We start from the raw sequence: 13,540 nt of genomic DNA on the forward strand, positions 1-13,540 counted from the left end.
AGTGCCTTTCGTCTAGGAAGCTTTCGCTGTTCGGCGAATCAGGTGCCGTAGACGAACGGCATGACCAGACCGATCAGGGCCAGCGCCTCACAGAAGGCGAAGCCGAGGATCTGGTTGGCGCGGATCAGGCCGGCGGCCTCGGGCTGGCGGGCCAGGGCCTGGGTGCCGTTACCGAAGATGATGCCGACGCCGACGCCGGGACCGATGGCAGCGAGGCCGTAACCGACGGAGCCGAGCGAGCCGGAAACAGCGGCAAGGGTCTGGGACATGCCAGTTCTTCCTTTTCTTTACGGACCGGTGGGGGTTGGCCACCGGACGATCAGGGGGTTGCTCTGCGGGGTGCTCAGTGGTGCTCTGCGAGCGCGCCCTGGATGTACGTGCACGTCAGGAGGACGAAGACGTACGCCTGCAGTGCCTGGATGAAGAGCTCGAAGGCCGTCATCACGATCGTCATGATGAAGCTGACGCCCGCGTAGGCGATGCCGATGCCGTTGAGCAGGTACCAGCTGGCGATGGTGAAGAGCAGCAGCAGCGTGTGGCCCGCGAACATGTTCGCGAAGAGCCGGACCGCGTGAGTGAAGGGCCGGACCAGCAGGTTCGAGAAGAACTCGATGAGCATGGCCAGCGGGAGCACCGGGCCCAGCGACTTGTCGTAGCCCGTCACGTTCTTGAAGAAGCCCACGAAGCCGTGGCGCTTGAAGGTCAGCGAGACCCACAGCACGTAGACGATCAGGGCCAGCACGATCGGGTACGCGATGATCGAAGTCACCGGGAACTGGGCGACCGGGATGATCGACCAGAGGTTCATCATCCAGATGAAGAAGAACAGGGAGACGACGAGCGGAACGTACTTCTCGCCTTCCTTCTTACCGATCGTCTCGTAGACGACTCCGCGGCGGATGAAGTCGTAGCCCGCCTCGGCGACCATCTGGAGCTTGCCCGGCACGACCTGGGGCCTGCGGAAGGCCGCCCAGAAGAATCCGACGACGATGATGGAGCCGAGCAGCGCCAGCAGCATCGGCTTGTTGAAGTACAGGTTGCTGTCCGCGTTGCCCCAGAGGGGCTCGAACAGGAACGAGTGCAGGCCCGGAGCGGGGAAGCCACAGCCGGCGAAGATGTGGCAGTCGGTCTCGAAGGCGAGCACCTGCGTCGGGTCAGCACTCACCGCGGGCTCCTTCAGCGTGGCGCATAGGTACGGCAACCTCGTTGTGTCGGCGCGGCGTGCGGCCGCAGTTCGGCACGGGACTGGTGTTACGGATGTGGGGGCGGCAGAGGGGCATCTCGCCTCGCGATCGAACAGGCGTCAGCTGTGATGCCCGCGCCCGCGATGCCGCAGTTGGCACCGGACGATAGCAGGATCTCCCAAGCGTCTTTATCCCGGCCCTACCGCTCACGACGAGCGCTCCGTCTTTTCGGACTTCTCGCCCGCCGTGGACGGGGCCGAGTCGGGCTCGACGTAGAGGATCTTGGACTTCATGTGGGCCCGCGTCTGCGCCGCGGTCCACGCCAGCGTGGCGGCGAGCAGGGTGAAGGCGAAGGCCTTGGGGTTGAACAGCGTGGTGTGCTTGAACGCGGCCAGGAAGACGAACAGCAGCAGGATCTGGGCCGCGTAGAGCATCAGGCCCATCGCCTGGAAGAGATGCGGAAGCGACTTGGCCGTGCGCTGCAGGACGTAGAGACCGAGCCCCATGAACAGGATCACGACCAGGGTCGCGACGACCGCGCCGATCGCCCCTTTTCCACCGGCGACCACACCGCTGACGACGGCGGCGACCGCACCGACGGCGGCTGTGGGCACAGCGGCCTCGGCCAGGATCCGGGCGTCATTGGACGGCATCGCGGCAACTCCGCATTCACAGGGGGCAGGGCGTCGTCATGGGACGAGCGTAGTCCCGGTGCCGAGGGAGGAAACCTCGGCCCCACCAGGACCTTCTCACTGCGGCCCTTCGGCTCTCCGGGATACTCGTGAACGGTATCACAAACTATTTGATGAGGTCTTTACCTCCTGGGTGTGCTGACCCTCACACGTGAGAGTACAGCTGCACTTCTGTGCAAAATCGAGACCCATTCGCCCGATATTGAGGGGCTTCAGCACCCCACGGGTTGGCAACGCTTTAGTCAGATTCTTACCTTGGCCGTCAGCGCGACGTTCCGGCCTTCCGTCCGTCCAGAACGCGCGAACGGGCTCCGACGGCGGTCGCTCCGTTGACACCGGCCGCACCGGCACGGACCCGCACGCCCGCCGCCACGGGCGTCTCCCCCGGCACAGGGCTCTCCGAGGCCGCGGAAGCCCCCACGGACGCCTCCTGCGGCGCGGAGTCCGTGGGCGAGCCGGACGGCGCCGCCGCGGGCTCGGAGACTCCCGGGCCCATGACCCCGCCCCGGCGCCGGTAGCGCGGCGGCACGAACCGCTCGGCCCAGCGCGGGGCGCGGGGGGTGAAGCGCGGCAGCAGGAGCAGCACCAGGCCGAGGAAGCTGAGGCCCACGATGCCCAGCACGATCCACATGGACGCCGACTTGACCGAGTAGGCGAGCGCGCCGAAGCCGATCAGTGCCGCCCAGAAGTACATGATCAGCACGGCCCGGCTGTGCGAGTGGCCGATCTCCAGCAGGCGGTGGTGCAGATGGCCGCGGTCGGCGGCGAACGGCGACTTGCCGTGCCAGGTGCGCCGCACGATGGCCAGGACCAGGTCGGCGGCCGGGATGGCGATGATCGTCAACGGCATCAGCAGCGGGATGTAGACCGGCACCATCTGGTGCACCGCGTTGCGCTCGGACCCGGAGAACAGCTTCATCACGTCCGGGTCGACCTGCCCGGTCACCGAGATCGCGCCGGCCGCCAGCACCAGGCCGATGAGCATGGACCCCGAGTCGCCCATGAAGATCCGCGCGGGATGCATGTTGTGCGGCAGGAAGCCCAGGCACATGCCCATGAGGACGGCCGCGAAGAGGGTGGCGGGGGCGGCGGCCTCGATGCCGTACGAGTACCAGATCCGGTAGGCGTACATGAAGAACGCGGCGGCCGCGATGCACACCATGCCCGAGGCCAGACCGTCGAGGCCGTCGACGAAATTGACCGCGTTGATGGTGATGACGACCAGGGCGACAGTGAGCAGGGTGCCCTGCCACTGGGTGAGCGCGACCGTGCCGACGCCGGGCACGGGCAGCCACAGGATCGTCAGACCCTGCATCACCATCACACCGGCCGCGATCATCTGACCGCCCAGCTTGATCAGGGCGTCGATCTCGAACTTGTCGTCCAGGACGCCGATCAGCCAGATCAGCGCGGCGCCGGAGAGCAGCGCGCGCGGCTCGTTCGACTTCTCGAAGACCTCGTTGAGGTTGGTGAGGTGGTCGGCGACGAGCAGGCCCGCGCACAGGCCGAAGAACATGGCGATACCGCCGAGCCGAGGAGTGGGCTCCCGGTGCACGTCACGTGCCCGGATCTCCGGCATCGCTCCCGCGACGATCGCGAACTTGCGTACCGGCCCTGTCAGCAGATACGTCACCGCGGCCGTGATGCAGAGCGTCAGCAGGTATTCACGCACGGGCTTCCCCACAGGTCTCGCTGGCCTTCTCAGCCCCACACCCTAGCGACGCAGGCATATGTATGTGGACTTCCGGGTAGCGACGATGGTTGCACGTGTGGCTGTGTACGGTTTTGTACGACCCCTCTGCTACCCCGTCTCAGCCGGGATACGGCGGAAACCGGACCGTGAGTTCGCGCACGTCCTCGCGCGCGCTCGCCCCGTCGACCTCGCCGCGCAGCACCTTGCCGAACAGGACGGCTATCCACTCCATCTCCTGCTGGCCCATGCCCTGGCTGGTCACCGCGGCGGTGCCCAGGCGCAGCCCGCGGCCGTCGGCGTGCGGCAGCGCGCAGCAGTCGAGGACGATACCGGCGGCGGCCAGCCGTCCGCGCGCGGTGCGCCCCTCGATACCGAGCGGCGCCGGGTCGGCGGTGATCAGGTGAGTGTCCGTGCCGCCGGTGGTGACGGTCAGGCCCTCGGCGGCCAGCCGGGCCGCGAGCACCCGCGCGTTGGCGACGACCTGGTGGGCGTAGGCGGAGAAGGCCGGGGTCGCGGCCTCGCCGAACGCGACGGCCTTGGCGGCGATGGTGTGCATCTGGGCGCCGCCCTGGGTGAAGGGGAAGACGGCGCGGTCGACGCGCTCGGCCAGCTCGCCGCCGCACAGGAGCATCCCGCCGCGCGGCCCGCGCAGCACCTTGTGGGTGGTGGCGCACACCACGTCGGCGTACGGGACGGGGTTGGGCGCCGCCTTGCCGGCGACGAGTCCGATGGGGTGGGCCGCGTCGGCGATCAGATAGGCGCCGACCTCGTCGGCGACCGAGCGGAAGAAGGCGTAGTCGATGTGGCGGGGGTAGGCGATGGAGCCGCACACGATCGCCTTGGGCCGGTGCGCGTGGGCGAGCGTGCGCACCTGCTGGTGGTCGATGAGTCCGGTCTCGGCGTCGACGCCGTAGCCGACGAAGTCGAACCAGCGGCCGGAGAAGTTCGCGGGCGAGCCGTGCGTGAGGTGTCCGCCGTAGGGCAGGCCGAGGGCGAGGACGGTGTCGCCGGGCCGCAGCAGCGCCGCGTACGCGGCGAGCACCGCGGACGAGCCCGAGTGGGCCTGCACGTTGGCGTGTTCGGCACCGAACAGGGCCTTGGCCCGCGCCACGGCGAGGCGTTCGGCGACGTCGACGATCTCGCAGCCGCCGTGGTGCCGGGCGCCGGGGTAGCCCTCGGCGTACTTGTTCGCCAGCACCGAGCCGAGCGTGGCGAGCACCGCCGGCGAGGTGAAGTTCTCGGCCGCGATCAACTGGAGCGTCGTCGACTGCCGGTCGAGCTCCCCGAGCAGGACGTCGGCCAGTTCGGGGTCCTGTCGGCGCAGGAGATCGGCCTCGAGAACGGGGATGACCGACATGTCGGGCTCCGGACGGTCGACGTTGACGTACGTCAAATGTAGGCCCACCAGCCCCACCCCGCGCGGCCCCTTACGCCGACACGGCTACCCCTCGCGTGCTTCTCTGCTCACACCCCGCGCGACGCCGGCAGCCGGGCCCGGGAGACCGAGCGGCGAGCCCCAGGTGCCCACATGCGGGTACGCCCCGGCCGCCCCTCTCCCCCGTCCACGCGCCTCCCGTCGACGGGCCTCGGAGACCGCGACGAGCGCCGGGTCCCCCACGGGCCGACAGGCCCTCCAACCGGGCCGTACGGTCCACGGAGCCCGGGCCGGGTCCCCCGAGCCACGTACGAGCGCGCGGCCCACCAGACGCCCGACAGGGCGCGCGCCGAGGCCGACCACCGGCACAGCCCACGCACGCCCAGCCCGGAGCAGGCCGACCGGACCCGCGCGATGCACGCGGGCCGCCGTCGGCCCCCGCCGGGCACCCCGCAGACACACGTCAAGGCCATCCCCGACGCAGCCCCGAGACCGCACAGACAGGGCACACGACGCACCCGCACCACATCCGCCCGGCCAGAGCAAGCCAACTGGTCCCGGCACGAACCGTGTGCGGCTCCGTCGGGCACCCCGGGCCCCGGGCCGGGTCCCGGGCCTCCCGGTCCGTCAGAAGCTCCGCAGACGCGCGCCGCGGCCGTCACCCGGCGCGACCCGTGCGCGACCTCACGGAGCACCCCGGCCCCCGCGCCGGTGCGCGTCAGTTGCTGGGTGGCCAGCAGTCGTCCCTGGGGGCGGATGCCCGTCGGCTGCGGGCGTCAGGCGCGGGCCGGGACTCCCGTCAGGGCCGTCACCACCGGGTCCAGGGCCTGGTGTATCTCGTCGCCGACGGAGCGGAAGAACGTCAGGGGGGCGCCGTAGGGGTCGTAGACCTCGTCGGCCTCGGCGGTCGGGGCCAGGAGCCACCCGCGTAGAGCGGCGGCCGCACGGACCAGGGCGCGGGCGCGTTCGACCACGCCGTCCTCCAGGGGCGGCAGCGTGGCCGTGTCTATCGCCTTCACCAGGCGGGTGAACTCCTTGAGGGTGAAGGTGCGCAGGCCCGCCGAGTGGCCCATGGAGATGACCTGGGCACGGTGGTCCAGGGTCGCGGTGAGCACCAGGTCGGCGCAGATCACATGCTCGTCCAGCAGTTCCCGGCCGGTGAAGCCGGAGGCGTCCGCGCCGAAGTCGGCCAGCACGGTCTCCGCGTTGGCCTCCATCGGCGCGCCCTCGTGGCCCCAGGTGCCCGCGCTCTCCACGATCAGCCCGCCGCCCCGCGGATCCCCGAGCCGGTCCGCCACGAAGTGCCGGGTCAGCCGCTCGGTGATGGGAGAACGGCACACGTTGCCGGTGCTGACGTGCAGGATGCGGAAGGTGTCGCCTATGCCACGCCCCGCGTCAGGGGCCGTCAATTCGCCACCTCGAGGTCGGGTACCACCTTGCGCAGCTCCTCCGGCGACAGGGCGCCCTCGCGCAGCAGCACGGGCACCTTGCGGGTGACGTCGACGATGGAGGACGGGACGTTGCCGGGGGTCGGGCCGCCGTCGAGGTAGACGGAGACGGAGTCGCCGAGCATGTCCTGCGCGGCGCCGCAGCTCTCCGGCGCGGGGTGGCCGGTCAGGTTCGCCGACGACACGGCCATCGGGCCGACCTCCGTGAGCAGTTCGATGGCGACCGGGTGCAGCGGCATCCGCACCGCGACCGTGCCCCGGGTGTCCCCGAGGTCCCACTGGAGGGACGGCTGGTGCCGCGCGACCAGCGTCAGCGCGCCCGGCCAGAAGGCGTCCACGAGTTCCCAGGCCATCTCGGAGAAGTCCGTGACCAGTCCGTGCAGCGTGTTCGGGGAGCCGATGAGCACGGGGGTGGGCATGTTGCGGCCCCGGCCCTTGGCGGCGAGCAGGTCGGCCACGCCCTCGGAGGAGAACGCGTCGGCGCCGATGCCGTAGACCGTGTCGGTGGGCAGCACCACGAGTTCGCCGCGGCGGACGGCGGACGCCGCCTCGCGCAGACCCGTCACGCGGTCGGTGGCGTCGTTGGTGTCGTATCGCCGTGCCATTGTCAGCGGGCCTCCTCGTACACGTACTGCTGGTTAGAAGTCCTGATGGGGGTCACGGCAGCGCCTTGCGGGCGGTGGCGAACCGCGGCCGGTTGTTGAGGTCGGGGTGGTCGGCGGCATCGGCCCAGCCCAGCTCCTCGGTGAAGATCCACGGCACCTGTCCGCCCTGGGTGTCGGCGTGCTCGACGACGACGACTCCGCCGGGCCGCAGCAGCCGGTGCGCGGTGCGCTCGATGCCGCGGATCAGGTCGAGGCCGTCCTCCCCGGAGAACAACGCCAGCTCCGGGTCGTAGTCGCGGGCCTCGGGGGCGACGTACTCCCATTCGGTGAGCGGGATGTACGGCGGGTTGGAGATGACGAGGTCGACCTGGCCGTCGAGGTCCGGGAAGGCCGTCAGGGCGTCGCCCTGGCGCAGGTCGACCCTGGACCCCTCCATGTTCTTGCTGGTCCACTTCAGGGCGTCCTCGCTCAGCTCCACGGCGTGCACGCGCGAACGCGGCACCTCCTGGGCGAGGGCGAGCGCGATGGCCCCCGAGCCGGTGCACAGGTCGACGATGCACGGCTCGACGACGTCCATGGCCCGTACGGCGTCTATGGCCCAGCCGACCACGGACTCGGTCTCCGGCCGGGGCACGAACACCCCTGGCCCGACCTGGAGTTCCAGATACCGGAAGTAGGCCCGCCCGGTGATGTGCTGGAGCGGCTCGCGCTGCTCGCGCCGGGCGATGACCTCCCAGTAACGGGCGTCGAAGTCGGCGTCCTTCACGGTGTGCAGCTGGCCCCGCTTGACGCCGTGCACGAACGCGGCGAGTTCCTCCGCGTCGGTGCGCGGCGAGTCCACGCCCGCGTCGGCCAGCCGCTGGGTGGCCTGCGCCACCTCCGCGAGCAGCACGCTGCGGGGGCTCGGGGGTCGCCCCCCGGATTCTTGCTGCACGCTGGTCCTCCGTTGGTGCTCGTACGTACGCACGTCCCGCGTGCGTACGTGTCTTACGCGGCCGCGAGCTTGGCGGCCGAGTCCGCGTCGACGCAGGCCTGGATCACCGCGTCCAGCTCGCCGTCCAGGACCTGGTCCAGGTTGTACGCCTTGAAGCCGACGCGGTGGTCCGAGATGCGGTTCTCCGGGAAGTTGTAGGTGCGGATCTTCTCGGAGCGGTCGACGGTGCGGACCTGGCTGCGGCGGGCGTCGGCGGCTTCCCGCTCCGCCTCCTCCTGCGCCATGGCGAGCAGCCTGGAGCGCAGGATACGCAGCGCCTGCTCCTTGTTCTGCAGCTGGCTCTTCTCGTTCTGGCAGGAGGCGACGACTCCGGTGGGCAGGTGCGTGATGCGCACCGCGGAGTCGGTGGTGTTGACGGACTGGCCGCCGGGCCCGGAGGACCGGTAGACGTCGATGCGGAGGTCGTTGGGGCTGATCTCCACGTCCACCTCCTCGGCCTCGGGGGTGACCAGCACACCGGCGGCGGAGGTGTGGATACGGCCCTGGGACTCGGTGGCTGGCACCCGCTGCACGCGGTGCACCCCGCCCTCGTACTTCAGCCGGGCCCACACGCCCTGGCCGGGCTCGGTCTGCCCGCGGCTCTTGACCGCGACCTGGACGTCCTTGTAGCCGCCCAGCTCGGACTCGGTGGCGTCGATGATCTCGGTCTTCCAGCCGACCCGCTCGGCGTACCGCAGGTACATGCGCAGCAGGTCGCCGGCGAACAGGGCCGACTCGTCGCCGCCCGCGCCCGCCTTGATCTCGAGGATGACGTCCTTGTCGTCGCTGGGGTCGCGCGGGATGAGCAGGAAGCGCAGCTTCTCGGTCAACTCCTCGCGCTGCTGTTCCAGCTCCTTGACCTCGGCCGCGAAGTCGGGGTCGTCCGCGGCGAGTTCACGCGCGGTGTCGATGTCGTCGCCGGTCTGCTTCCAGGAGCGGTACGTGGCGACGATCGGGGTGAGCTCGGCGTAGCGCTTGTTGAGCTTGCGCGCGTTGGCCTGGTCGGCGTGGACCGACGGGTCGGCGAGCTGCTTCTCCAGATCGGCGTGCTCGGCGACGAGTTCCTCGACGGCCTCGAACATCTTTCGGCTCCTGTACTGCCTGTACTACTGGGGTGGGGGAAGGCGGGCGACCAAAAACGCCGGTCCCGGCGCACCCCGCGGTGGGGTACGGCCGTGGACCGGCGAAAAGGGGCTCGCTACTTCTTGGAGCCGGCGGCAGCCTTGCCGAAGCGGGCCTCGAAGCGGGCCACACGGCCACCGGTGTCGAGGATCTTCTGCTTGCCCGTGTAGAACGGGTGGCACTCGGAGCAGACCTCGGCCCGGATGCTGCCGGACTCGATGGTGCTGCGGGTGGTGAACGACGCGCCGCAGGTGCAGCTGACCTGCGTCTCGACGTACGCGGGGTGGATGTCGCGCTTCAAGGTGTCTCCTAGAGTTCCGGGAGGGCGCCGGGTCGCAGCCGCGGAATGCGGAGCGTGAACCGGAGCCGACGTACCAGTCTGCCAGGACTGGGGCCATCCACCCAAACCGGGGGGTGGGGTCGGGTATTCCCTGCGGGTCCCTGCGGGGCGGGGGTGGGTTTCCCGCATGCCGGGGTGACGTGTGTTCGCCGTGGGCGGGTGCGGGTCGATCGTGGCTTGTCGCGCAGTTCCCCGCGCCCGTCAGGGGGCGCTCACCACGCCCTTGGCCTTGCCGGTGGCCGTGCCCTCGGTGGCCGTCCTGGGGATGGGCTTGTCGTTCCTCAGGGCGTTCCAGATCTGCTGGGCCTTGGCCTTCTCCACGAGGACGCGGTTGGGGTTGGCCGGGTCGTACCGCACCGGCATCGTGACCATGGTCATGCGGGAGGAGCTGATGCCCTTCAGGCCGTCGGCGAAGGCGATCAGGGAGTTCACCGAGCCGAGGTCGGAGTCGGCGGTGACGGTCCTGGTCGCGGTGTCGGCGAGGTCGTAGAGCTTCTTGGGGTTGGTGAGCACGCCGATGTGCTTGACCTGGTCGGCCAGGGCCTTGACGAAGGCCTGCTGGAGCTGGATGCGGCCGAGGTCGGAGCCGTCGCCGACGCCGTGCCGGGTGCGGACCAGCCCGAGGGCCTGCTGCCCGTCGAGGGTGTGCGTGCCGGCCTTGAGGTCGAGGTGGCTGCGCGGGTCGTCGATGTTCCTCGTCGTGGTGACCCGGACTCCGCCGAGTTCGTCGACGAGCTTCCGGAAGCCGCTGAAGTCGACCTCCAGGTAGTGGTCCATGCGCAGGCCGGTCATCGACTCGACGGTCTTCACCGCGCAGGCGGCGCCGCCGGTGGAGTACGACTCGTTGAACATCGCGTTGTGCTCCGCGGCGTGCGTGCCGCCCTTGGCGTCGGTGCACTCGGGGCGGTCGACGAGGGTGTCGCGCGGTATGGAGACCACTCCGGCCTTCTTGTGGCCCTCGTAGACGTGCACGATCATCGCCGTGTCGGAGCGGGCGCTGCCGTCGTCGGTGCCGCCGCCGAGCTTCTTGTTGCCGCCGGCGCGGGTGTCGGAACCGAGGACCAGGATGTTCTCGGATCCGTTGTCGGCCTTGGTGGGCCGGTCGCCGCCGAGGGCCTGGTTGATGTCGATGGTCCTGAGGTTGCCGTTGAGCTTGAAGTAGAGGAAGCCGGCCCCCGCGCCGCCGAGCACGACGATCCCCGCGGCGGTCCAGGCCATGGCCGTCAGGGCCCTGCGCCGCCCGGTGGGGGGCTTGCGACGGCGGCCCTTGGCGCGGCGGCGGGGCCCGGTGTCACCGGATTCCCCTGGTATGCCCGGTCCTCGCGTGCTGTCGGCAGGCATGCGCTCCTCGGCTCTCGTGTCTGCGGTCGGTTACCCCCTGCGGTCGGGGCCGGACCCCGGTCTGCTTTCGGTCGATGAGACCCGTACCGCACTATCGTCGCTCGTACGGTCAGACGGGGGAACTCGGGAAAGGGTTGCACAACGCTCCGTGTCCACCACATGCGGACATAGGCACCATGCGGGTCTGTGTACCGCTTGGTAACCCCGCTCACCTGCGGTGACACGACTCCGGACGGCGCCGTGGGGAGCTGGAGCGGGGCGCGGCGCCTGTGGCGAAGGTCTCGTACGGCCCGCAACGCTCGTACGGCCGGGGACGCTTGTACGGCCGGGGACGCTTGTACGGCCGGGAACGGCAGAAGGCCGCCCCCCTGAAACAGGGGGGCGGCCTTCTGCGTGCCTCTTACCGGCTTACCCGGCTGGTCCGGCTTGCTCGGCGGTACGCCTAGTCGCCGTTGCCGGGAGTCGGCGTGGTCTTCTGGATCTGCATCAGGAACTCGACGTTCGACTTGGTCTGCTTCATCTTGTCGAGGAGCAGCTCGATCGCCTGCTGCTGGTCGAGCGCGTGCAGCACCCGGCGCAGCTTCCAGACGACGGCCAGCTCCTCGTTGCCGAGCAGGATCTCTTCCTTACGGGTACCGGACGCGTCGACGTCCACCGCCGGGAAGATGCGCTTGTCGGCGAGCTTCCGGTCGAGCTTGAGCTCCATGTTGCCGGTGCCCTTGAACTCCTCGAAGATCACCTCGTCCATGCGGGACCCGGTGTCCACCAGGGCGGTGGCGAGGATGGTCAGCGAACCGCCGTCCTCGATGTTGCGGGCCGCACCGAAGAACCGCTTCGGCGGGTACAGGGCCGTGGAGTCGACACCACCGGACAGGATGCGGCCGGAGGCCGGGGCCGCCAGGTTGTACGCACGGCCCAGACGGGTGATCGAGTCCAGCAGCACGACCACGTCGTGGCCGAGCTCCACCAGACGCTTGGCGCGCTCGATGGCGAGCTCGGCGACCGTGGTGTGGTCCTCGGCCGGGCGGTCGAAGGTCGAGGAGATGACCTCGCCCTTGACCGACCGCTGCATGTCGGTGACCTCTTCCGGACGCTCGTCGACGAGGACGACCATCAGGTGGCACTCGGGGTTGTTGTGCGTGATCGCGTTGGCGACCGCCTGCATGATCATGGTCTTGCCGGTCTTCGGCGGGGCCACGATCAGACCGCGCTGGCCCTTGCCGATGGGCGAGACCAGGTCGATGATGCGGGTGGTCAGGACGCCCGGGTCGGTCTCCAGACGGAGCCGGTCCTGCGGGTACAGCGGCGTCAGCTTGTTGAACTCCGGCCGCCCACGGCCGTGTTCGGGCGCCATGCCGTTGACGGAGTCCAGCCGGACCAGCGCGTTGAACTTCTCGCGGCGCTCGCCCTCCTTCGGCTGGCGGACCGCACCCGTGACGTGGTCGCCCTTGCGCAGGCCGTTCTTGCGGACCTGGGCGAGGGAGACGTACACGTCGTTGGGACCCGGCAGGTAGCCCGACGTGCGGATGAAGGCGTAGTTGTCGAGGATGTCCAGGATGCCCGCGACGGGGATCAGGACGTCGTCCTCGGCGATCTGCGGCTCGGAGACGTCGTCACGGCCACGGCGGCCACGACGGTCGCGGTAGCGGCCGCGACGGCCCCGGCGTCCGCCCTCGAAGTCGTCCCCGTCCTCGTCGGCCCGCTGCTGACGGTCCGGCCGGCCGCCGCTCTGCTGCTGGCCCTGCTGGCGCTGCTGCTGACCGCCCTGGCCCTGCTGGTCGTCGCCCTTGCCCCGGCGGTCACGGTCGCGGTCGCGGTCCCGGCCGCGCTCACGGCGGTCGCGACGGCGGCCCTCGCCACCGTCACCGGCGTCGCCCTGCGACTGCTGCTGGGCCGCGGTCTCGGCCTTCGACTCGCTCTTCGCCTCGGCGGCGACGGTCTCGGCGCTGCCCGCGGGGGCGCCCGCCTCCGCGGTGGCCCGACGGCGGCGGCGCTCGGCCGGAGCGTCCTCTCCCGCACGCTCGGCCTCGCTCGAGCGGGCGGTGCCCCCAGCCGGCTGGCCGGGGATCTCGATCTGCTGCTGCGCCACGGCCTTGGCGGAGGCGCCCGACTGCTCCACGTCGTTCGAGGGCTTGGCAGAGGGGGCCTCCGCCGCCTTCTTCGCGGGCGCGGCCTCGTCGCCCGTACGGGTGCGGGAGGTGCTGCGGCGCTTCGGCTTGGTCTCGGCGGCGTCCCCCGCGGCGGGCGCGGCCTTCGCGGCGGGGGCGCCCCCGGCCGCCTGCGCCTCCTTGATGACCTCGATCAGCTGGCTCTTGCGCATGCGCGCGGTGCCCCTGATACCGAGGCCGGATGCGACCTGTTGCAGCTCGGCCAGCACCATGCCCTCGAGGCCGGTACCGCGGCGCCGCCGGGAGCCGGCACCGGTGGCAGGCGCGGAGGCGTCCGTGGCGGGCGCGGCAGCGGTCTCCTCGACACGTGCGCCCATCAGATCGGTGGTGTCGCTCACGAAGGGTCCTTCCCTGGAGCGGACGTCGGCCTGTCTGGCTCGGCGACCGGTTGTGCTGTCCGGCTTCGGTCCTTGCTGGTGAACCGTGCCGGGGCGGTGGTCCGCCCAAAGCGGCGGAAGAGATTTCTGGTGATTGGCGCTTCCTCGACCATCAGCGGCACCGAGTGTCACTGAGTCACGTCGCGTGGTCGCACCGATTCCGGAGCGTGCCCGGCGGACCGCTCAGTGTGCGCATACGAGGTACTGCCCAGGTACGACGTA

12 protein-coding genes are annotated in these 13,540 nt (G+C 70.4%); all 12 read right to left on the reverse strand.

Annotation, left to right across the window (positions count from 1 at the left end; genetic code table 11):
• Nucleotides 1-38: 38 nt before the first annotated feature.
• Nucleotides 39-269, reverse strand: a complete 231-nt coding sequence (atpE, locus tag ACWC91_RS00310) for an ATP synthase F0 subunit C (RefSeq protein WP_073889576.1) — start codon at nucleotides 267-269, stop codon at nucleotides 39-41.
• Nucleotides 270-343: 74 nt separating this feature from the next.
• Nucleotides 344-1,165 carry a F0F1 ATP synthase subunit A gene (gene atpB, locus ACWC91_RS00315; RefSeq protein WP_225075586.1) on the reverse strand — a complete coding sequence of 274 codons (822 nt, stop codon included), beginning with the start codon at nucleotides 1,163-1,165 and terminating at the stop codon, nucleotides 344-346.
• A 225-nt stretch (nucleotides 1,166-1,390) separates the two neighbouring features.
• Nucleotides 1,391-1,837 carry a hypothetical protein gene (locus ACWC91_RS00320; RefSeq protein ID WP_281155216.1) on the reverse strand — a complete coding sequence of 149 codons (447 nt, stop codon included), beginning with the start codon at nucleotides 1,835-1,837 and terminating at the stop codon, nucleotides 1,391-1,393.
• A gap of 301 nt (nucleotides 1,838-2,138) precedes the next feature.
• On the reverse strand, nucleotides 2,139-3,548 hold the full coding sequence (locus ACWC91_RS00325) for an MraY family glycosyltransferase (RefSeq protein WP_225075584.1): 1,410 nt from the start codon (nucleotides 3,546-3,548) through the stop codon (nucleotides 2,139-2,141).
• Nucleotides 3,549-3,687: 139 nt separating this feature from the next.
• A complete protein-coding gene (locus ACWC91_RS00330) occupies nucleotides 3,688-4,926 on the reverse strand; it encodes a serine hydroxymethyltransferase (RefSeq protein WP_225075659.1) in 1,239 nt (412 codons plus the stop codon).
• A 794-nt stretch (nucleotides 4,927-5,720) separates the two neighbouring features.
• A complete protein-coding gene (locus ACWC91_RS00335) occupies nucleotides 5,721-6,353 on the reverse strand; it encodes an arsenate reductase/protein-tyrosine-phosphatase family protein (RefSeq protein ID WP_225075583.1) in 633 nt (210 codons plus the stop codon).
• A complete protein-coding gene (locus ACWC91_RS00340; protein WP_225075582.1) occupies nucleotides 6,350-6,997 on the reverse strand; it encodes an L-threonylcarbamoyladenylate synthase in 648 nt (215 codons plus the stop codon). The genes ACWC91_RS00335 and ACWC91_RS00340 overlap by 4 nt, the downstream gene beginning before the upstream one ends.
• A gap of 52 nt (nucleotides 6,998-7,049) precedes the next feature.
• Nucleotides 7,050-7,889 carry a peptide chain release factor N(5)-glutamine methyltransferase gene (gene prmC / locus ACWC91_RS00345; RefSeq protein WP_141366246.1) on the reverse strand — a complete coding sequence of 280 codons (840 nt, stop codon included), beginning with the start codon at nucleotides 7,887-7,889 and terminating at the stop codon, nucleotides 7,050-7,052.
• Nucleotides 7,890-7,984: 95 nt separating this feature from the next.
• The gene (prfA, locus tag ACWC91_RS00350) at nucleotides 7,985-9,052 is read right to left on the reverse strand and encodes a peptide chain release factor 1 (protein ID WP_225075581.1); all 1,068 of its coding nucleotides are present in this window, start codon (nucleotides 9,050-9,052) and stop codon (nucleotides 7,985-7,987) included.
• A 116-nt stretch (nucleotides 9,053-9,168) separates the two neighbouring features.
• Nucleotides 9,169-9,393: a 50S ribosomal protein L31 gene (rpmE, locus tag ACWC91_RS00355; protein WP_141358350.1), complete on the reverse strand. Its 225-nt coding sequence runs from the start codon at nucleotides 9,391-9,393 to the stop codon at nucleotides 9,169-9,171.
• 240 nt (nucleotides 9,394-9,633) lie between these two features.
• Entirely contained in the window at nucleotides 9,634-10,773 is a 1,140-nt protein-coding gene (locus tag ACWC91_RS00360; RefSeq protein ID WP_225075580.1) for an LCP family protein, read from the reverse strand.
• A gap of 442 nt (nucleotides 10,774-11,215) precedes the next feature.
• Nucleotides 11,216-13,279, reverse strand: a complete 2,064-nt coding sequence (gene rho, locus ACWC91_RS00365; protein WP_225075579.1) for a transcription termination factor Rho — start codon at nucleotides 13,277-13,279, stop codon at nucleotides 11,216-11,218.
• Nucleotides 13,280-13,540: the final 261 nt, after the last annotated feature.

The sequence above is a fragment of the Streptomyces sp. NPDC001204 genome, assembly GCF_053598035.1.

Coding starts and splice junctions, on each gene's coding strand:
- atpE (WP_073889576.1), bottom strand. CDS start 269: ATGTCCCAGACCCTTGCCGCTGTTTCCGGCTCGCTCGGCTCCGTCGGT.
- ACWC91_RS00320 (WP_281155216.1), bottom strand. CDS start 1,837: ATGCCGTCCAATGACGCCCGGATCCTGGCCGAGGCCGCTGTGCCCACA.
- ACWC91_RS00330 (WP_225075659.1), bottom strand. CDS start 4,926: ATGTCGGTCATCCCCGTTCTCGAGGCCGATCTCCTGCGCCGACAGGAC.
- ACWC91_RS00340 (WP_225075582.1), bottom strand. CDS start 6,997: ATGGCACGGCGATACGACACCAACGACGCCACCGACCGCGTGACGGGT.
- prfA (WP_225075581.1), bottom strand. CDS start 9,052: ATGTTCGAGGCCGTCGAGGAACTCGTCGCCGAGCACGCCGATCTGGAG.
- ACWC91_RS00360 (WP_225075580.1), bottom strand. CDS start 10,773: ATGCCTGCCGACAGCACGCGAGGACCGGGCATACCAGGGGAATCCGGT.